The organism is Enterobacter cloacae complex sp. IR5459 (genome assembly GCF_049238005.1).
Taxonomy (GTDB): Bacteria; Pseudomonadota; Gammaproteobacteria; order Enterobacterales; family Enterobacteriaceae; genus Enterobacter; species Enterobacter hormaechei_C.
The window spans coordinates 124,714-148,586 of the sequence record NZ_JBMKIG010000001.1; the positions used below are offsets into that span (position 1 = coordinate 124,714).

Here is a 23,873-nt window from a genome sequence, read left to right on the forward strand (position 1 = left end):
CGAAAATGGAAACACTGGCCGCCATTAACCGCTGGCTGGCAAAGCAGCATGTCGTGACCTGGTGCGTCTGTAAAGACGAGGAGATGTGGTGCGCAAATGCCTTTTATTACTACGATCCCGAGCGCGTGGCCTTTTACGTAATGAGCGAAGACAAAACGCGGCATGCGCAGATGACGGGCCAACAGGCAAAAGTGGCAGGTACGGTAAACGGTCAGCCTAAAACCGTTGCGCTGATCCGCGGGGTCCAGTTCAAAGGTGAAATTCGTCGCCTGGAAGGGGAGGAGAGCGACGCGCAACGTAAACGCTATACGCGCCGCTTCCCGGTGGCTGCGGCGCTAAAAGCCCCGGTGTGGGAAATCCGCCTTGATGAGCTGAAATTTACCGACAACACCCTGGGCTTTGGTAAAAAGCTGCACTGGTTACGCGCCGAGCAGGCGTAGCGCTTCACGGTTAAACGCCGGCAGATCGTCCGGTGTACGGCTGGTGATCAGCTGATCGTTATCGTTCACCACTTCCTGATCGTAGAACTCGGCTCCCGCGTTTTTCAGATCGATAACGATCGGTTTCACCGCGGTGAGCTTACGCCCGCGTACCACCTCGGCGCTGATCAGCAGCTGCGGACCGTGGCAAATGGCAAACACCGGTTTACCGGTGCCGACGAAGTCACGGGTAAAGGTGACGAAACGCTCGTCCCCGCGCAGGGAATCCGGTGAATGGCCGCCCGGTAACAGCAGGGCGTCGAAATCCGACGGGCTGACGTTATCAATGGATTCGTCAATGGTCACGCTGGCTTCACCCTTGTGGCCCTTCACGGTTTTACCCGCTTCTTTCTCAATGGTGACCACCTCGTGGCCCGCCTTCCGGAATGCCTCTGCTGGCGACGTAAATTCTGAATCTTCAAACTCGTCGGTAATCAAGACTGCGATTTTTTTACCCATGCTTCCTCCGTTGTTTTCGCTTCAGACTGTTTTTTTCCCGTTTGTGGTAAATACTTACCTGTAACAGACTTTTAAGTGTGGTAGAGCAGGCCCAGAACGCAAACGGACAATTCTGTAAAGGGGATAAGATGAGTCAGGTACTGATTACCGGCGCAACCGGGCTGGTGGGTGGACATCTGCTGCGGCTGCTGATCCAGGATCGGCATATCAATTATATCGCCGCCCCGACGCGTCGCCCGCTGTTGGATATCACCGGCGTCTATAACCCGCACGATCCACAGCTCACCGACGCGCTGGCGCAGGTGCAGGATCCCATTGATATCGCCTTTTGCTGCCTTGGCACCACCCGACGGGAAGCGGGCAGTAAAGAAGCTTTTGTCCATGCGGATTACACGCTGGTGGTGGATACCGCCCTGACGGCGAAAAAGCTGGGCGCAAAACATTTCCTGGTGGTCAGCGCGCACGGCGCGAACGCAGGCTCGCCGTTTTTTTACAACCAGGTGAAGGGCAAAATGGAAGAGGCGTTAATCGCGCAGAAATGGGAGCGCCTGACCATCGCGCGGCCTTCCATGCTGATGGGGCACCGTGACGAACGTCGTTTTAACGAGTCTTTTTTCGCTCCGCTGTTTCGCATTCTGCCGGGTAACTGGAAGTCCATCGAGGCGCGGGATGTCGCGCTGGCGATGCTAAAAGAGGCGCTGGCTCCGTCGCAGGAGGGGGTTAATATTATCCCTTCGGCAAAACTGCGTGAAATCGCGCAGGGCGAGGCGTAAACTTCCCCAGCTTATTAAATAACACCTTCCGGGGAATGGTATGACTGGTCAGTCTTCATCTCAGGCGGCAACACCTGTTCAGTGGTGGAAGCCCGCACTCTTCTTTCTCGTGGTCATCATTGGCCTCTGGTATGTGAAATGGCAGCCGTACTACGGTAAAGCCTTCACCGCCGCCGACACCCACAGCATCGGTAAATCGATTCTCGCGCAGGCCGATTCCAGCCCGCTACGCGCGGCGTGGGATTACGCAATGGTCTATTTTCTTGCCGTCTGGAAAGCGGCGGTATTGGGCGTATTGCTGGGCTCGCTGATTCAGGTACTTATCCCGCGTAACTGGCTGGTGAAAACCCTGGGACAGCCGCGCTTGCAGGGCACGCTGCTGGGGACGATTTTCTCCCTGCCGGGCATGATGTGTTCCTGCTGCGCCGCACCGGTGGCGGCGGGTATGCGCCGACAGCGCGTGTCGATGGGCGGCGCGCTTGCCTTCTGGATGGGTAACCCACTGCTGAATCCGGCAACGCTGGTGTTTATGGGCTTCGTTCTCGGCTGGCATTTCGCGTTTATCCGTCTGGCGGCTGGCCTGCTGACGGTGGTGCTTGTCGCTACGCTGGTGCAGCACCTGGTGAAAGACAACGAGGCCGGGTCTGCTTCCGTTGAGCTGGACGTCAGCGAGCCGCAGGGCAGTTTCTTTGCTCGCTGGGGCAAAGCGCTGTGGCAGCTTTTCTGGAGCACCATTCCGGTCTATATCCTGGCCGTACTGGTGCTGGGGGCCGCGCGCGTCTGGCTGTTCCCGCATGCGGATGGCGCTATCGACAACACGCTGATGTGGGTGATTGCGATGGCGGTGGCCGGTTGCCTGTTCGTGATCCCAACCGCGGCGGAGATCCCAATTATTCAGACCATGATGATGGCCGGTATGGGGACCGCACCAGCGCTGGCGCTGCTCATCACGCTGCCGGCGGTGAGCCTGCCGTCGCTTATCATGCTGCGTAAATCATTCCCGGCGAAAGCGCTGTGGCTGACTGCGGGGCTGGTGGCGTTGAGTGGAGTGATTGTGGGGAGTATGGCGCTTGTGTGAAAAAAAGCCCGGTGGCGCTAGCGCTTACCGGGCCTGTAGCCAGGTGGGAATTACTTAATGTAAGTAAAGGCGGTGGTGACGTGTTTCACGCCGCTCACCCGGCTGGCGATATCCGCTGCCGCTTTCCCTTCACGTTCCGTCACCAGACCCAGCAGGAACACTTCGCCGTTCTCCGTGGTCACTTTCACGTTTGAGGATTTCACCTGGTCGGTACCCAGCAGCTGGGAACGCACTTTGGTGGTGATCCAGGTATCAGATGACGCGGTGCCGAGACCAATCGGCTGGCCCTGGCGGATCTCGTTATACACTTCCGCCGTGCCTTCCACACCCATCGCGATCTGTTTGGCGCGCGAGGCGAGTTCAGGATTTGGCGCCTGGCCTGCCAGCAGCACTTTGCCCTGATAAGCCGTCACGTTGATGCGTGCTTCCTTCTTGATCTGCTCGTCTTTCGACAGTGCACTGTTTACGCGCAGCTCAAGCGTACCGTCATCCACCTGCGTCCCAACGGTACGCGGATCGGTCGCTGCTTTGGTGCCGACCGCTGCGGTACCGACTACAGCGGCAGCGATGCATCCCTGAAGCAGTAATGCAGACATCACGACTGCAAGGGCCGATAAAACCTTCATGAGAACTCCTTAATCATCCTGGTGAGGGAAAAGCGTGTTATCGATCAGATCGCATAAGCAGTTCACCGTGAGCATATGCATCTCCTGGATGCGGGCGCTACGGTGCGAAGGAATGCGGATCTCCACATCCTGCGGCCCCAGCAGGCCAGCCAGCTCACCGCCGTCGTAACCGGTCAGGGCGACAATCGTCATATCCCGGGTCACTGCCGCTTCAACCGCTTTAACGATATCCCGGCTGTTACCGCGCGTGGAGATCGCCAGCAGCACGTCTCCGGCATGGCCTAAGGCACGCACCTGCTTGGCGTAGATTTCGTCATGCAGACGATCGTTGGCAATCGCAGTTAAGACCACGTTATCGGTGTTTAGTGCAATGGCAGGTAAACTCGGGCGCTCGGTTTCGAAGCGATTAATCATGCTGGCAGCAAAATGCTGTGCGTTGGCGGCGGACGTGCCATTGCCACAACAGAGGATTTTGTTGCCGTTGAGCAGCGACTGAACCAGTGTCATCGCTGCACGCGAGATCGCGTCCGGAAGGGCTTCCGCCGCGGCAATCTGCGTTTGAATGCTTTCTGTGAAGCACACTTTAATTCGTTCGAGCACGGTATCCCTTTAAAATCTTATTTATGCGTCTTCGCCAAACGCGTTTTTAAGCCAGTCGATCGCATTTCCGGTGAAGGCTACCACATCGAAACGGCAATCCACAGTATCAAAACTCCCATTATGGCGGGCAAGCCACAAGTGGGCAGTCTGTAATAATTTTTGTTGTTTGGCGAGCGTCACGCTGGCGGCAGCACCGCCAAAACGGGACGACTGTCGGTAGCGAACTTCAACAAACACGATGGTCTGACCGTCTTTCATGATCAGGTCAATCTCGCCGCCGCGCCCGCGAACGTTGGCGGCGACAAAGCGCAGTCCTTTGCCTTCAAGCCAGCGACGCGCCTTTAACTCCCACGCGTCGCCGGTCTGTTTACGGCTTAACTGGCCGGGACAATCTGCCCCTGCTGGTATTTGAGCCATGATAACTTCCTGTTAATCACACAATCCTGATCGGCGGTCAGATCGCCGGTATTCCCGTTAAGCTCGAAGCCCGGTACCTGGCGCATCTGGGTGAAGTGGTTTGCCAGCGCCCAGGCATCGACGCCCATCGCGTACAGACGCGCCAGGGAATAGTCATTGCGCACCGCGCCCAGCGCCTGCTGCATCAACTGCGGGTTGCTGCCTGCCAGCATCGGGATCTCACTGTATTGCAGTCCTTCCATTTCCAGACGGAAATCCGGGCCTGCGGTACCCTGTGCGCTGCGTGAGCTGGCGTAGAGCGTTGCGCCGCTCTGGCTGCCGTTACGCATGGCGATCATCGGTTTGATAAAGGCGATCTCTTCCGGCGTAGCGACGATGTACGCGGAATCCACTTTACCGCCGCCGCTGATTTGCGCGTCGGTAGGGGGCGCCGGGATCGTCAGACCGCCGATGGTGACGCTCTGCTGCTGCGGCAGGCTGGCGGATACCGGGCTACCGTTGAGGGCAATACCTGCCCCGCCGTTCACGCCCGCTCTCAGTTCGGCAGCTGAGCCAAATTTCTGCTGCAACACCACGCCACCGCCAAGGGTCTGCCACTCTTGCGCAAACGCGTTGGCAACGCGATCGCCCAGCGTGCTGCGTGGGATCAACAGCAGCGGCGCCTGCTTGCCCTGCTCGTGAATATGACGGGCCGCATCGCGGGCTTCATCCTCCGGAGAGAGGGCGAAGTAACAGATATTGACGCGGTTCTGAACCTGCTCAGGCTGGTTAAGCGCCAGCACGTTCAGCGTGGTGTTGCTCTTCATCAGCGCTTCCACGTTGTTTTTCAACAGCGGACCGACAACGATGCTGGCCCCGTCCTGCTGAACCTGCGCCAGCACCTGGTCAAGCGGCTGGGCGCTGGTGTCGTAGATTTTCAACTCTGCACCAGGGTTAGCGCTGGTGGTGGCCACAGCCTGCGGCTGGGTTGCTGGCTGCTGTTCCGGCTGCTCGGTTTGCGGCTGAGGTTGTTCTGCCGTCGCGGGCGCCGGTGTTTCAGCCGGGGCCTGTGTTGCCGCAGGCGCAGGGGGAGCGGGCTGCGTCGTTGGGGCGGTAACCGGATTCTGCATGGTGCCCTGCGCAGGGGTTTGCGCGGTGGTCAGGTCGCTGGTTTCGGCGGCGGACGGGCTGACAACGTCATTCACATTCGCCGCTTGTGCTGCCTGGGTCGGAACCGCGCTACCGCTGACGGCGGTAGTGCCGTTTTTCGCGGCTTCGAAACCTTGCTGAATGGCGCGACCAAACACCGCTGCCTGACCGTTTAACGGCAGCAGTAGGGCGATTTTGCTGGTGGAGGCGGGCTTAAAGTTTTGCACGTTCACCAGCTGCGTTGGCAGCATTTTCGCTCCCGGGTTTTGCGGGTAACGCTTTTGCCAGTCGGTAATGCCAGCTTTCAGCATGTTCGGATCGCTGCGGTTGTTGAACCACATCTGTTGCAGATCCAGCCAGCCTTGCAGAACATTTTCATCGGCGTTGATTACCAGCGCTTTGGCCTGATCCTGGGTCATGGAGGCGAGCGCCTGCCAGGTTGCATCAATATTTTTTTGCTTGTCCGCACCCGCGAGCAGGGGCTCCTGGGCAATCAGCGCGCGGAGTAGCGTCAGGGAAGGGCGACCCTGCTCAGCGGTGATACCGGCCTGCCAGAAACGGGCCTGCTGGTTTTTATCCAGCGTGCTGAGATCGATGGTGCCGAGGATCTTCTTCGCGCCGTCGTAATCTTTTTGCGCGACCTTCAGTTCTGCTGACAGCAGCGTCTTCTCATGGCGCTGAGTGTCGTTAAGATCCTGCGGCAGCTGGCTGAACAGCTCGGCGGCCTGCTGGGTTTTCCCTTCTTTCAGCAGTGCACGAATGGCGAGTAATTGCCAGTTGATCCTGGTATCATTTGTACTCTGCGACATTTGTTGCAGATAAAAGCCAGAATCAGCCTGAGCGGATCCCTGCATATGAGCAGTGCTCTGGTCAGGTGCCTGGGTGCCGCAGCCTGTAAAGATCAGAGCTGCCAGCAGGAGGGGCACGCTGTGCGCGGCTTTTTTACGAAGAAACGTTAACGGTACCATACTGTATCCAGTGATTTTTTTACGCAATGCTCAATATTAAATCGGCAATACGGACGAAACAATGAAACAACACGAAACGGCAGATAATTCTCAAGGCCAGCTTTATATTGTACCTACTCCTATCGGGAATTTGTCTGATATTACCCAACGTGCGCTCACCGTATTGCAAGCTGTTGATTTAATTGCTGCTGAAGACACCCGTCATACCGGTTTACTGCTACAACACTTTGCCATTAACGCCCGTTTGTTTGCCCTGCACGATCACAATGAGCAACAAAAAGCCGAAACGCTGGTGGCGAAGCTTAAAGAAGGGCAGAACATCGCGCTGGTCTCCGATGCGGGAACGCCGCTGATCAACGATCCGGGCTACCATCTGGTACGCACCTGCCGTGAAGCAGGCATCCGCGTGGTGCCGCTGCCGGGGCCGTGCGCGGCCATTGCGGCGTTAAGCGCTGCGGGCCTGCCGTCCGATCGTTTCTGCTACGAAGGCTTCCTGCCTGCTAAATCCAAAGGCCGTCGCGATGTATTAAAGGATCTGGAAGCTGAACCGCGTACGTTGATCTTCTACGAATCAACTCACCGTCTGCTGGAAAGCCTGGAAGATATGGTGACCGTCTGGGGCGAAGGGCGCTACGTGGTGCTGGCGCGCGAGTTGACCAAAACGTGGGAAACCATTCACGGTGCGCCGGTTGGCGAACTGCTGGCGTGGGTGAAAGAGGATGAAAACCGCCGCAAGGGCGAAATGGTGCTGATTGTTGAAGGGCACAAAGCGCAGGAAGACGCTCTGCCTGCCGATGCGCTGCGTACGCTGGCTCTGCTACAGGCTGAACTCCCCCTGAAAAAAGCGGCGGCGCTGGCGGCGGAGATCCACGGCGTGAAGAAAAATGCGCTGTATAAATATGCGCTGGAGCAGCAGGGGGAGTAAGCCCCTGCCGCCTGTTTTGCCGGGTGGCGGCTTCGCCTTACCCGGCCTACACCGTGTCAGAGCCTCACTATTTCCCCGGCATCGCCTCAAACACCAGCGTTTCCAGCGGTTGCAGCGTAATTACCACAGCGTTTTTATACTCCTCTGGTACGGTCGAATTACTGCCGTACACGGCTTTCAGGGTAAACTGCGAACGCTCTCCTGCCGGGATCTCAAAATCTTTGGTTAAATCCAGGTAGTAACGTTGCGGCTTATCCGACGGGTTGCGTAGGCCAAAAATCGCTTTGTCTTTACTCCATGAGGCCCAGCCGTAAACCTGAAGCGAAGTTGGGTCACCGCCAATCCAGTGAGTATCCACCAGCACGCTGGCATTCTCACGCGACCATTTCGCCGCCTGCGCCAGGGTATCCCACTTCGCCTTATTCAGCATGGACGGCGTGATGTACAGCTCCTGAAGCTGAGTTCCGGTTGCGAAGTAGCTCCAGACCTGATCGGCAAAATCGCTGTCTGTTTGCACTTTCTCGAGTCCATAGTAAGCGTTCTCTGCGCTGACGATCCCGTGGTACATCAGTGAGTTCAGCGGGAACAGAGGACCTTTGCGCACGATGGATCGCCAGGTTTCGGCATCGCGGTAGGTCATCCACTGCTGCACTGGCGTGCCGGGGCCGTACAGGTTGATATCATCGCCCTGACGCCAGATTGAATCAGCATAGAACAGCCAGGACGGGCTGGCGTCGGTGCCGGTGGTCAGGTTGATAAACAGGTTCGGGTTTGCGCTGCGCATGTTGTGCAGCAGGGCAATGGACGCGTCAAAATCCGATGCAAATGGGCTGCCCTTGATATGCGAATTGGCGTTACCCATTCCGTCGAGCTTGAACGAGGTAATGTGCTCGTTTTTGATCAGCTTAATGATCTGATCGTTAAAGTTTTTAAAATAGTTCGGCCCTGACAGCGCCAGCTTGCCGTCTACGGTTTCGAAACCATACTCTTTTGCATGCGAGACGCGAATATCGCGCGGCTTGTTGTATCCGCCCCACGGAGAAAGCCACAGCCCAACCGAGCTGTGCAGGCTGTCGGCTTTTTCCCTGACTTTGCCAAAACCGTTGCTGAATGCCGGGCCAAAAAGCCAGCGTCCGGTGCGATCGTCCCAGCCATCGTCCAGCAGGAACGCGTCCAGCGCCACCCCGCGTCCGGCAATAAATTCTTTATTCCATTCGTCCATCCGCCCAATGACATCCTGCTCGGAGTAAGGGGTAAAGAAACCGATGTCCATCCAGCTGTTGTAGTGCAGATAAGGCTTATAAGGCCGCGGACGCACGGCATCGATAAACTGGTTTACGCTGCGGCGCAGCTGATTAGTTTCCGGGAAAGTGCCGAACCAGGTGGTAAAACTAACCGGTGTCTCAGGCAGAATTGGCGTTTTCAGCTCCACGTTGAGATTCGTGGTGGCTTCATAAGCGTAAGTATTCACAATCGGTTTGTCTGGCAGGATGAAGAACGAGTCGGCCACGATTGGCGAGCTGTTAATCGCCCCGTCAACGTAAGGTGCCTGAGACTGCTTCTTCGTCGGGAAGAAGGTAATTTTCGCTACGTCCCGCGGCTGCCCGACGGCGGCGATGGTGTAGCCGATGCTGGCGTATTTTCCCTTCACCAGGTTCAGTTTCACCGTTACGTTAAAATCCGGATGCGTAAAGTCGATGACTATCGCATTGTCCTGCTTTTCGACGTGCTTGATTTTGAAATCAGCGGTGTGGATTTTTGTTTCATCCGGCAGCGTCAGAAAGAACAGCTCCTGGGGCGTGAGCGGATGGTTAGCTTTGCTGTCCGTTACTACTACCGTTGCATTTGCATCATCAAACGAAAGGGCAATATTGTCGTTACTGAGCGCGTAGTTTGCTGCCGCCGCGCCGTGAGAAACGCAGAGAGCCAGCAGCGAGAGAGTGAGCATTTTTTTCATCGGGGTAAGATCCTTATCAGTAATGCTTCAGCATTCGGTTGATGGACTGTTCCAGCCAGTAGCGCTGGGTGCCGAAGTTAATACGCAGGTAGTTTTCGCCGTTTTGTACGTAGTGGCTGCCATCTTCGATGACCACGCCAGCCTGTTTGGCGAAATGTTGGGTTAGCGCCGTCGCACTGCGATCGTCCGCACTGACGTCTATCCAGGCGAGATATGACGACTCCGGGTTCATCATCTTCCATGCAGGGAAGTGGGTCTGGATGGCATCCGCAAGGTAGCGGGCATTGCCGCGCAGATAACCATTCAGCGCGTCGAGCCATGGCAGACCCTGCTGATAGGCCAGAATAATTCCCCACACGCCGAAGATATTGGGCGAGGTAATGGAGTTCTTCTCCAGCTGCTGGCGGAAACGCTGGCGCAGCGAATCGTCTGGAATTATCGAGTAGGATGTTTTTAGCCCGCCAAGGTTGAACGCTTTATTGGGGGAGGTCAGCACAATCAGGTTGTCCTGGGCGGCACAGCCCGAAGTCAGACAGCTGACGAATGTACCGTCCAGAATGTGCTCGGCGTGAACCTCATCAACGACCAGAATCGTGCCGTAGCGCTTACAGAGATCGGACACCTGGCGTATCTCATCCGCGCGCCAGATTCGGCCCGAAGGGTTATGCGGCGAGCAGAAGAACCACAGTTTTGGACGGTGAGTTTTGAGCTGAACTTCAATCAGATTAAAATCCAGGTGATAGCGGTTTTCCTTCACGCTCAGCGGATTTGCAAGCACCCGCACGCCCTGTCGCTGTGTCGCCATCGCAAACGGGTCATACACCGGGGTGTTCATCATCACGCAGTCGCCGGGTTTGCAGAACGCCTGAACCGTATAGTGCAGCGTGGAAACGGTGCCGTAGGTCAGGGTGATCCATGACTTATGCACCTCAACCTGATGACGGGTGCGCTGGAAGGCGATGACCGCATCGTAGAATTCGTCGAAGCACCAGGTGTAACCGAAGGTGCCATGCTCCACGATGCGCTGGAAGCCTTCAATCACGGCGGGTGGCGAGGTGAAATCCATGTCTGCTATCCACAGCGGGATAAATCCCTCCGGGACATCACCGAAACGCGAGCACACAAACGCATGATCCCATTTACGGCATTTATCGCTTTTACGCTCAATGATTCTGTCGAAATCAAACACAACGTCCCCCTGTTAAATTAAGGCTTCAATGCCGGATTTGACGCTCTGCACCTGCGGGCCGATGATCACCTGAACGCTGTGGGCATCAAGCACCACGACTGACAAGGCGCCCGCGGCCTTCAGCGCCTGCTGGTCGATAAGCCCCATATCTTTCACCACCAGACGTAAGCGGGTGATGCAGTTGTCGAGCGACTCAATATTCTCTTTACCGCCAAGCGCGCGAAGAATAAGCCCATGATCGTATTTTGCTTTTCCACGTGCCCGGGTATTGGCTTCCACCGCCTGGAGCGCACCCTGCGCGTCAACCTCACGGCCCGGCGTTTTAATATCGTGCCTGAGGATGTACCAGCGGAAGACGAAGAAGTAGATAGCAAACCAGGCCATACCCACCGGGAACAGCAGATACCATTTGGTCGACATCCCCTGCATGACGCCGAAGATCAGCAGATCCAGAATGCCGCCGTCGGTGTTGCCGATAGTGACGCCGAGAAGCGCCATCACCATCAGCGCCAGGCCAGACATAACGATATGAAACGCGTAAAGCACAGGGGCAATAAACAGGAACAGGAACTCAATCGGCTCTGAAATACCCGTGACAACTGAAACCAGCACGCCAGAAAGCAGCAGCCCTTTAATCACCGGACGGTTTTCCGGACGCGCGGTGCGGTAGATAGCGTAAGCCACGGCAGGCAGGCCGAAGATAAAGGTCGGCATAAACCCTTGCGATAAAAATGCCGTAACGTGCGGGCTAAACGGCAGGCCGGCTTTCAGCTCGGCGTAGAAAATGTTCAGCGCACCGGCCACTTCCTGGCCGTTAACCATCTCAATGCCGCCCGCCGGGGTGAAGCGCACCATCGCCAGCAGGATGTGGTGCAGGCCAAAAGGTTTGAGTAGCAGCACGCCCACGCCATACAGGAACGGCCCAAAGACGCTGGTGCTCTGGATGATATGACCAATCCCGGCAATGCCCATTGCCACATATTCCCACAGCAGGGGGATAAACAAGCCGACCAGCGACAGGGTGAGGGCGGTAACAATCGGTACAAAACGAATGCCGCTAAAGAAGGCAAACGCGTCGTGCAGCACCGTGTCCTGGAAGCGTTCGTGCAGGAAGTAGGTGATCACCCCTACCACAATGCCGCCGAGCACGCCCATCTCCAGCGTTTGAATACCAAGCACGATGGATTGTCCCACCTGTCTCATGGTGGCGGCATCCGCAAGCTGGTGGGTGGCGGTCAGGTAGTAGTTGATGCTCATGTTCATCAGCATGTAGCCAACGAATCCGGCAAAAGCGCCCACCGCTTTATTACGTCTGGCAAGGCCCATCGGGATCGCCATGGCAAACATCAGCGGCAGATAGGTAAAAGCAAAGCCGCCGACCATGGCGATAAAACCAAAGGTGAGCTGCGTTAACTCGCCGCCCAGAAAGGGAAAACTTTTGATGGTGGAAGGGCTGGTGACAGAACTACCGATACCTAACAACAACCCCATAAAGGCCAACAGCGAGACCGGGAACATAAACGTCTTTCCCAGGCTCTGGAAAAACTCCCACGCTTTCGATTTAAACGACTTTTCCTGTGTCATGTAGGGACTCCTCGGATTTTTAGGATAATGGAAGGCGCTGTCCGGCTTAAGGACGCGCCTTCATATTTGCGAGGCTTATAGTTATTTTTTTAGGTACTAGCGTTATGCGCGATGGGTTCAGGCTTCAGCCGGAAGCAGCAGCCGGTTCGCCGAGCCGCAAACGGTGATTTTGCTTCTGACCACCTCTTTCATGGCATCCATGCCGACGCGCATGTAGAAGCGCGGATCGTTGCCCTGTGGGTTCTCGGCAAACCAGGCTTTGACTGCGTCAGAGAAGGCGATTTTCAGCTCTGTTGCGACGTTAACTTTGCAGACGCCCAGCTCAATGGTGCGGCGCACATCCTCATCCGGCACATCGCTTGCACCATGCAGCACCAGCGGCACTGTCACTACCTCGCGGATCTCGGCCAGCCGCTGGAAGTCGATTTTTGGGCGTTTGGTATAGAGACCGTGCGCGGTACCGATGGCGACGGCGAGGCTGTCCACGCCTGTCAGTTCGACAAAACGTTTTGCTTCCTGCGGGTCGGTCAGGAACGCGCTTTCGGCGTCGACGCTCATGTCATCTTCCACCCCACCCAGTCGGCCCAGTTCGGCCTCGACGCTACAGTCGTTGAGGTGGCAGAAATCGACGACCGATTTCACCAGCTTGACGTTTTGTTCGAAGGGGTAATGGCTACCGTCGATCATTGCGCTACGTACGCCGGCATGGACTTTGCGGCGAATGTCGTCCAGCGATTCGTGGTGATCGAGGTGTAGCGCCAGCGGCATGTCATAAGTAAGGGAATACGCGCTGCACAAGGCGTAAATCTCTTCCAGCGCAATATGTTTAAACGTCCCCGGCGTACCCGCGAGGATCACCGGCGATCGCATTTCGCTACAGACTTCGAGGATCGCCTGGATCGTCTCGGCGTTATGGATGTTAAAGGCCGGAACGGCATAGCCCTTCGCCTGTGCGTCCTGCAAAAGATATTTGGTAGAAATAATGCTCATGAGCCTGTCCTCTTAAGCCTGCCACGGATGAATAACGACGCCCTGGACCACACGGTTAACCGTACCGCTGGCGGATGGCGTATCCGGCGTATTGCCAACGTGCAGAGACTGGGTCAGTGCGAAGACCTGGGCGTACATCAGGAAGCAGAACGCCTGCTCCATATCGTTAAATGAACGGGAAGGCGGCAGCAGGATATGCGGGCCAGCTTCAATGACCGGATCCGTTTCGGCTGCAATGGCTACCACGCGCATAGCCTGACGATCGCGTCGCAGCTCGGCGAGCAGATCCAGATCGTACTGACGCGTGTACGGATGGCTGGAGACAAACACGACGACCAGTGTTTCGTTGCCCACCAGCGACTTAGGCCCGTGACGGAAACCCGTTGGCGAATCGTAGAATGTCGCCAGCTTGCCGGCGGTCAGCTCCAGCACCTTCAACGCTGACTCCCGTGCGGCGCCCTGTAATCCACCGCTGCCCAGATAAACAATGCGTTTCCACGGTTCGTTACCAAAGACGCCGGGGCTGAAATCGCCAAGCGACGTGAGGATCGCCTGACAGCGATCGGACACGTCGCGGAACGTTTTGCTGTTGATCGTTTCCGGTGCGAATACCGCCAGGCAGCTCGCCATCATGGTGGTGATGCTGCTTGTCATCGCGAACCCGCGATCGTGCGTTTCGGCTGGCATGAGCAAAGCGCAGGCGTTATCGCTGTCGACGGCATTCTGATACAGGCTGCCCGCTTCATTACAGGTGATCGACAGGTGGTAGCACTCCGGAACAAACTGATTCGCCAGCTCAACGGCAGCGACGCTCTCCGGGCTATTGCCAGAACGGGCGAAAGAGACCAGCAGCAGCGGGTGCGCAGGGCTGAAGTAATCCATCGGGTTGGTGACCAGATCGGTCGTAGGTATCGCGGTGATATTTTTTCTCGTGTGGCTGGCAAGCCATGGCGCAATGATGTCGCCGATAAACGCAGACGTACCCGCGCCGGTCAGAACGATCCGCAGATCGGGCTTGCGCAACAGTGGCGTCAGAAAACTGTCGATCGACGCGCGCAGATTATCAATATTGTTGAGCGAGCGAAGCCAGCTGGCTGGCTGCTGGCGGATCTCTTTTTCGGTCCAGGTGCCGGTGGTGGTAGTGGTTTGTGGCATAACTCAGTCCTTAGTCGTGTGAATTCCACATCAGACGCTGGCAAATGTGTCGCTATCTTTCGTTTCGTTTCACTTGTTTACTTTAGCAGTTAAAGAAAATCTATAGAAAAGAAATCGAAAGTTCAATGGCGAAAAAGAAATAAAACGAAAAGTGTGATCGCGAAAGGAAAGGCGAAGATCAAGGAAAGGAAAAGAAAGGCCTTACGATCGTCTTCCGTAAGGCCAACAGAGCACACTGTGAAGGGGCTACAGGGAAAGAGCCTGACCCTGGATCCAGATCTGCCGGAGGTGTAAACCCGCATCGAGCGCAATAATATTGGCGCGTTTGCCTGGTGCTAACGATCCCAGCAGGTGATCCATACCGAGCAGACGGGCGGGATGCAGCGAGGCCATATGGATAGCGTTTTCTGGGGCGACCCCCGTATGCTCCACCATATTCCGCACGGCGGCATCCAGCGCGAGCGTGCTGCCCGCCAGCCCGCCCGAGGCCGTGCGAACAACGCCGCCCTGCATCTCGACATTTTCACCACACAACGTATAGCGCCCATCAGGCATACCCGCCGCCTGCATGGCATCGGTAATCAGCACCGTACGATCCTTCGCGCAGCAACAACATAGCCGCATGGCTCCAGGATGAACGTGATGCCCGTCGGCAATAAGCTCCAGCCACGCGCGTGGGTCCGTAAGCCCGGCGCCAACCATGCCCGGCTCCCGGTGGTGTAATCCCGTCATGCCGTTGTAGCAGTGCACCAGCCCGTCTGCGCCTGCATCAAATGCGGCCAGGGTTTGCGCGTATGTAGCGGCGCTGTGGCCCAGCATGACGCGTATCCCTTTTTGCTTGAGGTGATGGATCGCCTTCAGGGCATCCACTTTTTCCGGAGCAAGCGCCACCACCCGCAGCGTGTTCTGCGAAACCGCAATCAGCTCATCAAGTTCCGCGAGATCCAGCTCGCGAAACAGTTCTGGCGGGTGCGCCCCTTTGTTCTGCGGTGTAAAGTACGGGCCTTCCAGATAGCTGCCCAGGAGCTGCGCGCCGGGGCCACCGGCATGACAGCGCCGGGCAATGCGCCGTAACGCGCCATGGATCGCCTCCAGCGAAGCGGTGACGGTGGTAGGCAGAAACGCCCCTACGCCTTCACGCGCTTTATGTAAGGCTAACCGGTCCAGCACGTCGGGGGCATCATCCATCACATCCACACCCGCGCCGCCGTGGACGTGGATATCAATGTATGCCGGGCAAAGCAGGTCTGCCTCGCGGGTGTTAACCCCTGCCGGAATCGGCTCGATGGCGGTGATGACGCCTCTATCCATACGCAGCTGATGGTCATCCAGCCAGCCTTGCCCGGTAAGCAGACGACGCGCGCGCAGCAGCTGGCTCATATCCCTTCCTCGGCGGGCGCTTCCTCGCGACAGCGTGCAAGTTCATCCACCAGGCTGGTCAGGCCGCGATGGCCGCACTCCAGCGCCTGCAAACGAAAGGCTTCACTGCTTAATCCGTCGCGCTCCAGAACCATCTCCAGCAAAAGCTGGAGATTGGTGCCGGTAATCACTTCGCTGCCGGGGCGCTGCATCGCGAGGGTAGAGGCCACACGAAACGGCGTACCGCCGAGAAGATCGGTGAGAAACACGATATCGTGCTCTGCATCCAGTTCATTCACTGCCTGCTCAAGCTGCGCGGTCAGCCGCGCAGTGGTGGAGCTTTCCGGAAAATCGATGGCGATAAACTGCGGCTGTTCGCCGAGGATTTGCTTCATCGCCTGTTGCAGGCCGCTGGCAAAACCGCCGTGACCCGTCAAAATAATGCCTAACATCGCAACCTCTTTGCTTTTTACAGGAAGTGACAGAATTTACCGACAACGCCCAGCACCACGGTGATACCAATCAGGCGCAGTGGGCTCCAGCCACGGCGTACCAGCCAGAACATGATCAGGGTGTAGACCAGTGGCAGAAAGGCGGGCATCAGTTTGTCGATCACATCGGTTTGCAGTTTGACGACCGCATCCCCGGCTTTAATCTCGAGTGTGGTATTCAGGCGCACATAGGTTGCCACCAGCGCGCCAATCACTGTCATTCCGACAATGGACGCAGCATGACCAACCTTTTTGGTGTTGGCCTTGATCAGCGGGATCGCGGCGACACCCATTCGGTAGGCATAGTGCGCCAGACCAAAACGCAGGCCGAGATGCACCACGTTAAACAGAACGATAAAGACCACGGCGCCAAGAATGGATCCCTGTAGCGCCAGGCTGGCGCCAATCCCCCCGCAAATGGGCAGCAGGGTCAGCCAGAACATGGCGTCACCAATGCCACCGAGCGGTGCGCCAACGGCAATTTTAGTGCTCTGGATGCTGTTCACATCCTGCTTGGAACGCTCCATTGCCAGAATAATGCCGATGACGAAGGTCACCAGAAACGGGTGGGTGTTAAAGAAGCCCATATGGCCTTTCATGGCGCGCGCCAGGTCCCGCTTATTGGTGTGGATCTTTTTCAGCGCGGGCAGTAGCCCATACAGCCAGCCGGAGGCCTGCATACGCTCGTAGTTAAACGAGGCCTGTAGCAGCATGGAACGCCAGGCGACACGGTTAATATCCTTTTTCGTTAGCTCAGCGCCAATACTCTGATCTTCGTAGACGTTTTCATTCACGCCGGTCAGCAGTGTCTCTTCACTTTCAGACACGCCCGGCAGGGTGGTGTGATTAGATGCCATCTTCAAATTCCTCTTTCTGGGCCGCAGGCGCCGTGGGTTCAGGCGATTTGCGCAGCAGGTCGATCAGCGCCATCGCCAGTGCAGCCGCGGCAATCGCCAGCACCGGGAGTTTCAGCCAGGCCGCGGCGACAAAGCCGATAATGAAGTAAGGGATGTAAACGTTTTTCATCATGATCTTCAGTAGCACGGCGAAGCCGATCGCTGGCATGATGCCGCCCGCGACGCCGAGACCGTCGATCAGACGTTCCGGCAGCACGTCAATGGCGGTTTTCGCATGTTCAGCGCCGAAGTAGATGGGCAGAAATGCGCACAGGAAGTAGAAGACGCCGAGCGCCAGCAGTGCAAGATAGTTGACCCGTTCAATACCACGGGTGTCTGCGTTAGCCGCCATGCGATCGCAGCGGGACATCACGCCGGACATCACCGAGAAGAGGAAGGTGATCCCCATCTGAACCGCCACAGCAAACGGCACGGCGACCCCAACGGCGACATCCGGCTTCACGCCTGTAGTAATGGCAAATGTGGTGCCAACGATGGTGCCGATAATCACGTTTGGCGGCTGCGCGCCCGCCAGCGGCGCGAGTCCCATCCAGACCAGTTCTAATGTACCGCCGGTCAGAATTCCGGTGTGCAAATCGCCCAGAATCAGGCCAACCAGTGGCCCGAGCACCACTGGACGGTGCATGTGTGTCAAGCCGTTAAACATATCCAGGCCCGCTATAAAGGCGAGAAGCCCCAGCGCGAAAGCCTGCAACAGACTGATTTCCATTGTGAATCCCTCAGAGCAGTTTAAAGAGATCCAAAGCAGTCTCTGTTGGAACGCCCTGAACGAAGCATTCCACTCCGGCCGCCTTCAGGCCGTTAAACGCGGCGATATCGTTCGCGTCTACAGATACCGTTTTGGCAATTTGCTGTTTGCCACTGGCGTAATGCATATTTCCGACGTTAATACGGGTGATGGGCACGCCGCCCTCGACCAGCGTTAAAAAATCAGCCGGTGTTTTACAGACCAGCAGAATTTTCTGCCGGTCGGCGGCGCGATGAATGTTGTCGATCACTTTTTGCAGAGACCAGAAACGCACGGCGATGCCTTCCGCAAGCACCATCTCCATCAGGTTTTGCTGAACCGGATCGTCTGCAACCTCGTCATTTGCCACCAGCACCAGGTTCGCCCCCGCAAACCCCACCCACTGTACGCCCACCTGACCGTGGATCAGGCGTTCATCAATGCGGCATAAGACAATGTTTGGCATAGCGTTTTCCTCTTTTTAATTATGCGTGTTGAGTCGTTACGCCTTCGCAGGCGGCATGGTACTGATGGAGTATGTCCTGAATGTGGTCGAGGATGAGTTCCCGTGGTGTGGAGCTGAGAGCACCATCGCGAACTTTGCTGTACTGCAACGGCAGATACTGGCTGATCAGCGGCAGCGGGATCGGTTCATCCGCCAGGTTGCGTACCAGCCGCTCAAAGGCGTCGTCAATCTGGCTGTCTGGCCAGTAATAGCGCACGCGGTCGGAATAGCTGTAACCGCGGGCCAGGCGACGGGCATTGCCGTCGCCGTGATAGTGGCTTTGCCAGTATTCCGGGCGATCGAGCATCACGTTTTCCAGGACGTGACGCAGCCCTGAGCAGGCTTTTGCCGGCAGCAGCTCTTCTTCAATTGCTGCCAGTGAGAACAGCGCTTCGCGCAGCGCGAAGGTTAGCGCAGGGCCGACTTTCAGAATGGCGAAGTGATCTTTCACCAACTGGCGCAGCGCCTGCGGCGTCTGGTAATCGGTAGAGTGTGCTTCAAATACCAGCGTGTCGTAGGCTTCAACCATCTTGCTCAGCGCGACGGCTTTATGCGGTTGATAGTCACAAACGTGCGCATGGTCGAACTCAACGCCAGGCTGAACGACCAGGCCAATAATGCGCGGCCAGATGTCGCTTAACCCTTCCTTCTCGAATGCGTGGCGGTGTGCCTCAAGCGTGGCGCGTGCCGCCTCTGGCGTGGTGACCTCAAGCTCGGTCAGCGTCTCGTGTGCCCCACCGGGAACCGGAACTTCCGTGCCGATAACGTAGACCAGATCGGCTACGCCAAATTGCTCGAGACAGGTGGTTTCGGCAATTTTAGCCAGCCGAGCGGCACGCCCGGCAACGATTGCATCGGTTAAAGGAACCGGGTCGTCTTCGCAGGACATGCTGCAATCGAGGTGAATTTTTTTAAATCCGGCCGCCACGTAGCTTCTGATCAGATCGTCGGCGTTCGCCATCGCCTGCAAAGCTGGCAGGTTTTGCCAGCGGTTTGGACCTAAATGATCGCCGCCAAGGATCAGCTGTGAGGTGGGGAAACCGAGGGATCCCGCCAGCTTGCAGACAAACCCATAAAAATCGGCGGGCGTCATACCGGTATAGCCGCCAAACTGATCCACCTGGTTTGAGGTGGCTTCAATCAGCAGAGGCGTCTGTTGTGAATGGGCGTAACGTATTGCAGCTTCAAGTACCAGTGGATGTGCGGAACAGACGGCATAAATCCCGTTTGTATTCCCCCGTTTATGTTGTTCCACCATTTCTGTCAGATGTTTCACTTTCCTCTCCATTTCGGATGGTGTTGGCATTCATCTTTCGTTTTGTTTCATTTGATACTGCATTATGGTGATGTAAAAATAAAACGAAAGATAATAGTTTTCCGATCTGTTTCACAAAAGAAACATAATGAAAGGTTTCAGCGGCGATTAAGCTTGCGTCCGCCTACCATACAGGGCTTGCATTCCCTCAAAAGAAAGGCGTTAATAAGAAAAACGAAATGAAACGAAAGTTTATTTACTAAGGAGCTCGTATGAGCAGCACCGATTCATCCGCAGAGAAGCGCATCACCGGCACCAGTGAAAGGCGAGAGCAGATCATTCAGCGGTTGCGGGCGCAGGGAAGCGTGCAGGTTAACGATCTTTCTCTTTTATTCGGCGTGTCGACGGTGACGATCCGTAACGATCTGGCCTTTCTGGAAAAGCAGGGGATTGCCGTTCGCGCTTACGGCGGCGCGCTGATTTGCGAAGGCAATGCCCCCGGCGTGGAGCCATCCGTTGAGGACAAAAGTTCCCTTAATACGGCAGTGAAGCGCAGCATCGCGCAGGCGGCGGTTGAACTGGTGAAGCCGGGTCACCGCATTATTCTGGACTCCGGCACCACGACCTTTGAAATTGCCCGCATGCTGCGCCAGCACACCGATGTCATTGCCATGACCAACGGGATGAACGTGGCAAACGCGCTGCTGGAAGCGGAAGGCGTAGAGCTGCTGATGACCGGCGGGCATTTGCGCCGTCAGTCACAGTCCTTCTACGGCGACCAGGCGGAGCAGTCCTTACAGAATTACCATTTTGACCTGCTGTTTCTGGGCGTCGATGCCATCGATCTCGACCGGGGGGTGAGTACGCATAACGAGGATGAAGCCCGTCTGAACCGCAAAATGTGCGAGGTGGCGGAGCGTATTATCGTTGTCACGGACTCCAGCAAGTTTAATCGTTCAAGCCTGCATAAAATTATTGATACCCATCGAATCGACATGATTATCGTTGATGAAGGCATTCCTGCGGAAAGCCTGGAAGGGTTACGCAAAAGCGGGATCGATGTGGTGCTGGTCTAAAGAGGCTTTTCCCCTCACCCTAACCCTCTCCCCATAGGGGAGAGGGTTCCCCAGTAATTTGAAAGCAAAAACTATAACGTTGCCTCAGAATAACTGAGGGCTTTCAGCGATGCCTCGGTCCGGCTGTAAATCGCTGAGGCGTTTCCTGTAGGCCGGGGCGAGGCGCAGGGATGCGCCGAGAGGGCGGGCTTTACAGGGATGTTACCTCCGCCCGTCCCCGATAAGCCGGAAGGAATAAGCCGAAGGCACCGCGAAGCGGCGATTTTCCGCCGGAAGCCCGGGTCGCCAGGGTGGTGGCGACTGAGCCACCCTGGCACGTTCACCGGTTATGTTGTGACAGAGTAGCAAGGAACATAAAGTGAACGGAATGACCACCAGAGCCGTATGTTTCCCCTCACCCCAGCCCTCTCCCTCAAGGGAGAGGGGGCCGTCTGTGCAGGCATTATTTTGTGGGGAACCCTCAGCCCCATAGGGGAGAGGGCAGGGTGAGGGACAATCACGTCACCGGCGCCGGGTTAAACACCGCCAGCGAGTTATGCAATCCCCATTGATCGGAGAAGGTTTTCTTCCGCCCGCTTGCCACATCCAGAATGAAGTGGAACAGCTTCCAGCCCACCTCTTCAATACTCTCTTCCCCGGTGGCGATGGTGCCCGCGTTGATATCCATTAAGTCATACCAGCGGTTTGCCAGCTCGGTGCGGGTCGCCATTTTGATCACCGGTACCGCCATCAGGCCGTACGGCGTGCCGCGCCCGGTGGTAAAGACCTGTACCGTAATGCCGGAAGCCACCTGCTGGGTGCCGCAAACGAAATCACTGGCAGGCGTTGCCGCGTAAATCAGGCCGCGTTTGGTTGGTCGCTGGCCAGGGGAGAGCACTTCCACAATCGCGCTCTGGCCGGATTTGGCAATCGACCCGAGGGCCTTTTCCACCACGTTCGCGAGGCCGCCTTTCTTGTTACCCGGAGACGGGTTGGCGCTGCGGTCAGTTTTGCCCATGTCGAGATAGTTATCGTACCAGGCCATTTCCTCCAGCAGGCGTTTGCCCACCTCTTCGTTGACGGCGCGCGGCGTGAGCAGGTGGATAGCATCACGTACTTCGGTGACTTCGGAGAACATCACCGTGGCGCCGCAGCGCACGAACAGATCGGAGGCATAACCTACCGCCGGGTTAGCGGTGACGCCGGAAAACGCATCGCTGCCGCCACACTGTGTCCCAACGACCAGTTCAGAGGCCGGGCAGGTTTCACGCTGGCGTTTGTTCAACTTCTCCAGATGGCGCTCTGCCACCTGTAAAATGTCGTCGACCATCGATCTGAAGCCGACATGGTGTTCATCCTGAAGACGCACAATACTGGCATCGTCAACCGGAATGGCTTTCACATCCTCCGTACCCTGCAACAGGCGTTCTGGCTGCAATTTTTCACAGCCGAGACCAATCACCATTACCTCACCGCCAAAGTTTGGGTTAAGGGCGATATTGTGAATCGTACGGATCGGCACGACCGCTGCCGGCGCGTTGATCGCCACGCCGCAGCCGTACAGGTGGTTAAGACCCACCACGCCGTCAACGTTGGGGTATTTCGGCAACAGATCGCGCTCAATAATTTTCACAACGTAATCCACTACGCCCGCCACGCAATGCACGCTGGTGGTGATGCCAAGCAGGTTTTTGGTTCCCACGCTGCCATCCGCATTGCGGTAACCTTCGAAGGTATAACCCTCCAGCGGAGGCAACGGCTCAGGGACGCGGGTAGCCAGCGGCAACGTCTCCAGCGGCGGGGCGGTGGGCAGCTCAACCAGCGACTCCTCAATCCAGCTACCCTGCGGGATAGCGCGCACCGCATAGCCGATGACTTCGCCGTAGCGCACGATTTCACCGTGAGCCGGGATATCGACCAGTGCGACTTTATGCCCCTGCGGAACGTGCTCAATCAGCTCCAGGCCATCCGGAAAGCGGGTGCCAGCTTTTAAGCCATTGTCGTTGACAATAATCGCCACGTTATCAGTATCGTGCACTTTTATATAGAACGCCGTCGGCGACGCCTGTCGAATTTCAATATCGGCCATTGTTCACTCTTCTCCAGCAAAATATCTGATACTAAATATAGCCAGATGGTTAATCGTTCCTTATTGAGGAAATAAAGAATGTCAGGAGAGGAAAAGTGAGAATGTGATCGCGATCGCTCCCGAAACACTAATCGTTGATTCTGTGCATCAGCGCCCACTACATTGGGCAAATGCTCAAAATATCGTGCTACTCCCGTTGGATAATTGAGCATTGAAACAATGTATTGCCGGGTGGTGACGATTATACTGAATGACGATTTTATAACGCCAAAATTCAGTCAGGAAAATAAATATAACGCTGACGCTGAGTCGGAATAAATAAGAAAAGCTACTGGCTAAAACTGCGGAATTAAAAAAGGTATAAGTAATGAGTAACGACATCTTCCCGAATAAATTTAAAGCGGCCCTCGCGGCGCACCAGATTCAGATTGGCTGCTGGTCTGCGCTGGCCAACCCCATCAGCACCGAAGTGCTGGGCCTGGCCGGGTTCGACTGGCTGGTGCTGGACGGCGAACATGCGCCAAACGATATCAACACGTTTATTCCGCAGCTGATGGCGCTGAAAGGCAGCCACAGCGCGCCGGTGGTGCGTGTGCCCACCAACGAGCCGGTGATCATCAAGCGTCTGCTGGATATCGGCTTCTACAACTTTCTGATCCCGTTTGTTGAAACGGAAGAAGAAGCGGTGCTGGCCGTGGCGGCGACCCGCTATCCACCGGAAGGGATCCGCGGCGTGTCCGTCTCGCACCGCGCCAATATGTTTGGCACCGTGCCGGACTATTTCTCCCAGTCCAACAAGAACATCACCATTCTGGTTCAGATCGAGAGCCAGCAGGGGGTCGATAACGTCGACGCTATTGCCGCGACGGAGGGCGTCGACGGCATTTTCGTCGGCCCGAGCGATCTGGCGGCCGCCTTTGGTCATCTGGGTAACGCCAGCCATCCGGATGTGCAGCGCGCAATTCAGCACATTTTTGCCCGTGCCAAAGCGCACGGTAAACCGTGCGGCATTCTGGCGCCAGTGGAAGCCGATGCCCGCCGTTACCTGGAATGGGGCGCAACGTTTGTCGCCGTCGGCAGCGATCTCGGCGTATTCCGCGCCGCCACGCAGAAATTGGCGGACGCTTTTAAAAAATAGCCATCATTG

At 56.6% G+C, this 23,873-nt stretch carries 23 protein-coding genes; 6 read left to right on the forward strand and 17 right to left on the reverse strand.

Annotated features, from left to right (window positions below; genetic code table 11):
- The first annotated feature begins 5 nt into the window (after nucleotides 1–5).
- A complete protein-coding gene (locus ACOTX4_RS00605) occupies nucleotides 6–440 on the forward strand; it encodes a YhbP family protein (protein ID WP_003861766.1) in 435 nt (144 codons plus the stop codon).
- On the opposite strand, the gene ACOTX4_RS00610 is transcribed toward ACOTX4_RS00605, so the two are convergent.
- Nucleotides 420–938 carry a type 1 glutamine amidotransferase domain-containing protein gene (locus ACOTX4_RS00610; protein ID WP_015571965.1) on the reverse strand — a complete coding sequence of 173 codons (519 nt, stop codon included), beginning with the start codon at nucleotides 936–938 and terminating at the stop codon, nucleotides 420–422. The genes ACOTX4_RS00605 and ACOTX4_RS00610 overlap by 21 nt on opposite strands.
- A gap of 128 nt (nucleotides 939–1,066) precedes the next feature.
- Between ACOTX4_RS00610 and ACOTX4_RS00615 the strand changes: the two genes are divergently transcribed.
- Both ACOTX4_RS00615 and ACOTX4_RS00620 read left to right on the forward strand, forming a co-directional pair.
- Nucleotides 1,067–1,711 (forward strand): NAD(P)H-binding protein, encoded by a 645-nt coding sequence (locus ACOTX4_RS00615; protein ID WP_023304489.1) that lies wholly within the window; start codon nucleotides 1,067–1,069, stop codon nucleotides 1,709–1,711.
- Between the two features lie 40 nt (nucleotides 1,712–1,751).
- Nucleotides 1,752–2,789 carry a permease gene (locus tag ACOTX4_RS00620; protein WP_003861758.1) on the forward strand — a complete coding sequence of 346 codons (1,038 nt, stop codon included), beginning with the start codon at nucleotides 1,752–1,754 and terminating at the stop codon, nucleotides 2,787–2,789.
- A gap of 50 nt (nucleotides 2,790–2,839) precedes the next feature.
- Here the strand turns inward: ACOTX4_RS00620 and dolP are convergent, their stop codons facing one another.
- The 4 genes from dolP to ACOTX4_RS00640 are packed head-to-tail and all read right to left on the reverse strand — an operon-like array spanning nucleotide 2,840 to nucleotide 6,528.
- Nucleotides 2,840–3,415, reverse strand: coding sequence for a division/outer membrane stress-associated lipid-binding lipoprotein (dolP, locus tag ACOTX4_RS00625; protein WP_003861756.1), 576 nt, complete (start codon nucleotides 3,413–3,415; stop codon nucleotides 2,840–2,842).
- Nucleotides 3,416–3,424: 9 nt separating this feature from the next.
- Complete coding sequence (diaA, locus tag ACOTX4_RS00630; protein ID WP_003861754.1) at nucleotides 3,425–4,015, reverse strand: DnaA initiator-associating protein DiaA; 591 nt, start codon at nucleotides 4,013–4,015, stop codon at nucleotides 3,425–3,427.
- Nucleotides 4,016–4,036: 21 nt separating this feature from the next.
- Complete coding sequence (locus ACOTX4_RS00635) at nucleotides 4,037–4,432, reverse strand: YraN family protein (protein WP_003861751.1); 396 nt, start codon at nucleotides 4,430–4,432, stop codon at nucleotides 4,037–4,039.
- Nucleotides 4,390–6,528, reverse strand: coding sequence for a penicillin-binding protein activator (locus ACOTX4_RS00640; protein WP_045331545.1), 2,139 nt, complete (start codon nucleotides 6,526–6,528; stop codon nucleotides 4,390–4,392). Before ACOTX4_RS00640 ends, ACOTX4_RS00635 begins: the two co-directional genes overlap by 43 nt.
- A gap of 61 nt (nucleotides 6,529–6,589) precedes the next feature.
- Between ACOTX4_RS00640 and rsmI the strand changes: the two genes are divergently transcribed.
- The gene (rsmI, locus tag ACOTX4_RS00645; protein ID WP_000809144.1) at nucleotides 6,590–7,453 is read left to right on the forward strand and encodes a 16S rRNA (cytidine(1402)-2'-O)-methyltransferase; all 864 of its coding nucleotides are present in this window, start codon (nucleotides 6,590–6,592) and stop codon (nucleotides 7,451–7,453) included.
- Nucleotides 7,454–7,520: 67 nt separating this feature from the next.
- Here the strand turns inward: rsmI and ACOTX4_RS00650 are convergent, their stop codons facing one another.
- The 11 genes from ACOTX4_RS00650 to kbaZ all read right to left on the reverse strand — a co-directional run bounded on the left by ACOTX4_RS00650 (nucleotide 7,521) and on the right by kbaZ (nucleotide 19,615).
- Nucleotides 7,521–9,410 carry an enterotoxin gene (locus ACOTX4_RS00650; RefSeq protein ID WP_023314898.1) on the reverse strand — a complete coding sequence of 630 codons (1,890 nt, stop codon included), beginning with the start codon at nucleotides 9,408–9,410 and terminating at the stop codon, nucleotides 7,521–7,523.
- A gap of 16 nt (nucleotides 9,411–9,426) precedes the next feature.
- Nucleotides 9,427–10,599 carry a MalY/PatB family protein gene (locus tag ACOTX4_RS00655; protein WP_023314897.1) on the reverse strand — a complete coding sequence of 391 codons (1,173 nt, stop codon included), beginning with the start codon at nucleotides 10,597–10,599 and terminating at the stop codon, nucleotides 9,427–9,429.
- A gap of 12 nt (nucleotides 10,600–10,611) precedes the next feature.
- Nucleotides 10,612–12,183 carry a maltose/glucose-specific PTS transporter subunit IIBC gene (gene malX / locus ACOTX4_RS00660; RefSeq protein WP_045331546.1) on the reverse strand — a complete coding sequence of 524 codons (1,572 nt, stop codon included), beginning with the start codon at nucleotides 12,181–12,183 and terminating at the stop codon, nucleotides 10,612–10,614.
- 117 nt (nucleotides 12,184–12,300) lie between these two features.
- The gene (gene kbaY / locus ACOTX4_RS00665; RefSeq protein ID WP_003861740.1) at nucleotides 12,301–13,173 is read right to left on the reverse strand and encodes a tagatose-bisphosphate aldolase subunit KbaY; all 873 of its coding nucleotides are present in this window, start codon (nucleotides 13,171–13,173) and stop codon (nucleotides 12,301–12,303) included.
- Between the two features lie 12 nt (nucleotides 13,174–13,185).
- A complete protein-coding gene (locus ACOTX4_RS00670) occupies nucleotides 13,186–14,328 on the reverse strand; it encodes an SIS domain-containing protein (RefSeq protein WP_421635343.1) in 1,143 nt (380 codons plus the stop codon).
- Between the two features lie 246 nt (nucleotides 14,329–14,574).
- Nucleotides 14,575–15,708: an N-acetylglucosamine-6-phosphate deacetylase gene (gene nagA, locus ACOTX4_RS00675; protein ID WP_045331547.1), complete on the reverse strand. Its 1,134-nt coding sequence runs from the start codon at nucleotides 15,706–15,708 to the stop codon at nucleotides 14,575–14,577.
- The gene (gene agaF / locus ACOTX4_RS00680; protein WP_003861734.1) at nucleotides 15,705–16,139 is read right to left on the reverse strand and encodes a PTS galactosamine/N-acetylgalactosamine transporter subunit IIA; all 435 of its coding nucleotides are present in this window, start codon (nucleotides 16,137–16,139) and stop codon (nucleotides 15,705–15,707) included. The genes nagA and agaF overlap by 4 nt, the downstream gene beginning before the upstream one ends.
- A 17-nt stretch (nucleotides 16,140–16,156) precedes the next feature.
- On the reverse strand, nucleotides 16,157–17,035 hold the full coding sequence (gene agaE, locus ACOTX4_RS00685) for a PTS N-acetylgalactosamine transporter subunit IID (RefSeq protein WP_022651905.1): 879 nt from the start codon (nucleotides 17,033–17,035) through the stop codon (nucleotides 16,157–16,159).
- The gene (gene agaW, locus ACOTX4_RS00690; RefSeq protein ID WP_003861730.1) at nucleotides 17,025–17,804 is read right to left on the reverse strand and encodes a PTS N-acetylgalactosamine transporter subunit IIC; all 780 of its coding nucleotides are present in this window, start codon (nucleotides 17,802–17,804) and stop codon (nucleotides 17,025–17,027) included. The genes agaE and agaW overlap by 11 nt, the downstream gene beginning before the upstream one ends.
- Nucleotides 17,805–17,814: 10 nt before the next feature.
- Entirely contained in the window at nucleotides 17,815–18,288 is a 474-nt protein-coding gene (gene agaV, locus ACOTX4_RS00695) for a PTS N-acetylgalactosamine transporter subunit IIB (protein ID WP_003861728.1), read from the reverse strand.
- A gap of 19 nt (nucleotides 18,289–18,307) precedes the next feature.
- Nucleotides 18,308–19,615, reverse strand: coding sequence for a tagatose-bisphosphate aldolase subunit KbaZ (gene kbaZ / locus ACOTX4_RS00700; protein ID WP_032634278.1), 1,308 nt, complete (start codon nucleotides 19,613–19,615; stop codon nucleotides 18,308–18,310).
- Between the two features lie 239 nt (nucleotides 19,616–19,854).
- On the opposite strand from kbaZ, the gene ACOTX4_RS00705 reads away from it, so the two are divergent.
- Complete coding sequence (locus ACOTX4_RS00705; protein WP_032607968.1) at nucleotides 19,855–20,658, forward strand: DeoR family transcriptional regulator; 804 nt, start codon at nucleotides 19,855–19,857, stop codon at nucleotides 20,656–20,658.
- Between the two features lie 496 nt (nucleotides 20,659–21,154).
- Here the strand turns inward: ACOTX4_RS00705 and garD are convergent, their stop codons facing one another.
- Nucleotides 21,155–22,726: a galactarate dehydratase gene (gene garD / locus ACOTX4_RS00710; RefSeq protein WP_045332929.1), complete on the reverse strand. Its 1,572-nt coding sequence runs from the start codon at nucleotides 22,724–22,726 to the stop codon at nucleotides 21,155–21,157.
- A gap of 367 nt (nucleotides 22,727–23,093) precedes the next feature.
- Between garD and garL the strand changes: the two genes are divergently transcribed.
- The gene (garL, locus tag ACOTX4_RS00715) at nucleotides 23,094–23,864 is read left to right on the forward strand and encodes a 2-dehydro-3-deoxyglucarate aldolase (protein ID WP_045332928.1); all 771 of its coding nucleotides are present in this window, start codon (nucleotides 23,094–23,096) and stop codon (nucleotides 23,862–23,864) included.
- Nucleotides 23,865–23,873: the final 9 nt, after the last annotated feature.

What these genes read in the sequence shown, in the direction of transcription:
- ACOTX4_RS00605 (WP_003861766.1), top strand. Translation starts at nt 6, where the DNA reads ATGGAAACACTGGCCGCCATTAACCGCTGGCTGGCAAAGCAGCATGTC.
- ACOTX4_RS00610 (WP_015571965.1), bottom strand. Translation starts at nt 938, where the DNA reads ATGGGTAAAAAAATCGCAGTCTTGATTACCGACGAGTTTGAAGATTCA.
- ACOTX4_RS00615 (WP_023304489.1), top strand. Translation starts at nt 1,067, where the DNA reads ATGAGTCAGGTACTGATTACCGGCGCAACCGGGCTGGTGGGTGGACAT.
- ACOTX4_RS00620 (WP_003861758.1), top strand. Translation starts at nt 1,752, where the DNA reads ATGACTGGTCAGTCTTCATCTCAGGCGGCAACACCTGTTCAGTGGTGG.
- dolP (WP_003861756.1), bottom strand. Translation starts at nt 3,415, where the DNA reads ATGAAGGTTTTATCGGCCCTTGCAGTCGTGATGTCTGCATTACTGCTT.
- ACOTX4_RS00635 (WP_003861751.1), bottom strand. Translation starts at nt 4,432, where the DNA reads ATGGCTCAAATACCAGCAGGGGCAGATTGTCCCGGCCAGTTAAGCCGT.
- ACOTX4_RS00640 (WP_045331545.1), bottom strand. Translation starts at nt 6,528, where the DNA reads ATGGTACCGTTAACGTTTCTTCGTAAAAAAGCCGCGCACAGCGTGCCC.
- rsmI (WP_000809144.1), top strand. Translation starts at nt 6,590, where the DNA reads ATGAAACAACACGAAACGGCAGATAATTCTCAAGGCCAGCTTTATATT.
- ACOTX4_RS00650 (WP_023314898.1), bottom strand. Translation starts at nt 9,410, where the DNA reads ATGAAAAAAATGCTCACTCTCTCGCTGCTGGCTCTCTGCGTTTCTCAC.
- malX (WP_045331546.1), bottom strand. Translation starts at nt 12,183, where the DNA reads ATGACACAGGAAAAGTCGTTTAAATCGAAAGCGTGGGAGTTTTTCCAG.
- kbaY (WP_003861740.1), bottom strand. Translation starts at nt 13,173, where the DNA reads ATGAGCATTATTTCTACCAAATATCTTTTGCAGGACGCACAGGCGAAG.
- ACOTX4_RS00670 (WP_421635343.1), bottom strand. Translation starts at nt 14,328, where the DNA reads ATGCCACAAACCACTACCACCACCGGCACCTGGACCGAAAAAGAGATC.
- nagA (WP_045331547.1), bottom strand. Translation starts at nt 15,708, where the DNA reads ATGAGCCAGCTGCTGCGCGCGCGTCGTCTGCTTACCGGGCAAGGCTGG.
- agaF (WP_003861734.1), bottom strand. Translation starts at nt 16,139, where the DNA reads ATGTTAGGCATTATTTTGACGGGTCACGGCGGTTTTGCCAGCGGCCTG.
- agaE (WP_022651905.1), bottom strand. Translation starts at nt 17,035, where the DNA reads ATGGCATCTAATCACACCACCCTGCCGGGCGTGTCTGAAAGTGAAGAG.
- agaW (WP_003861730.1), bottom strand. Translation starts at nt 17,804, where the DNA reads ATGGAAATCAGTCTGTTGCAGGCTTTCGCGCTGGGGCTTCTCGCCTTT.
- agaV (WP_003861728.1), bottom strand. Translation starts at nt 18,288, where the DNA reads ATGCCAAACATTGTCTTATGCCGCATTGATGAACGCCTGATCCACGGT.
- kbaZ (WP_032634278.1), bottom strand. Translation starts at nt 19,615, where the DNA reads ATGGAGAGGAAAGTGAAACATCTGACAGAAATGGTGGAACAACATAAA.
- ACOTX4_RS00705 (WP_032607968.1), top strand. Translation starts at nt 19,855, where the DNA reads ATGAGCAGCACCGATTCATCCGCAGAGAAGCGCATCACCGGCACCAGT.
- garD (WP_045332929.1), bottom strand. Translation starts at nt 22,726, where the DNA reads ATGGCCGATATTGAAATTCGACAGGCGTCGCCGACGGCGTTCTATATA.
- garL (WP_045332928.1), top strand. Translation starts at nt 23,094, where the DNA reads ATGAGTAACGACATCTTCCCGAATAAATTTAAAGCGGCCCTCGCGGCG.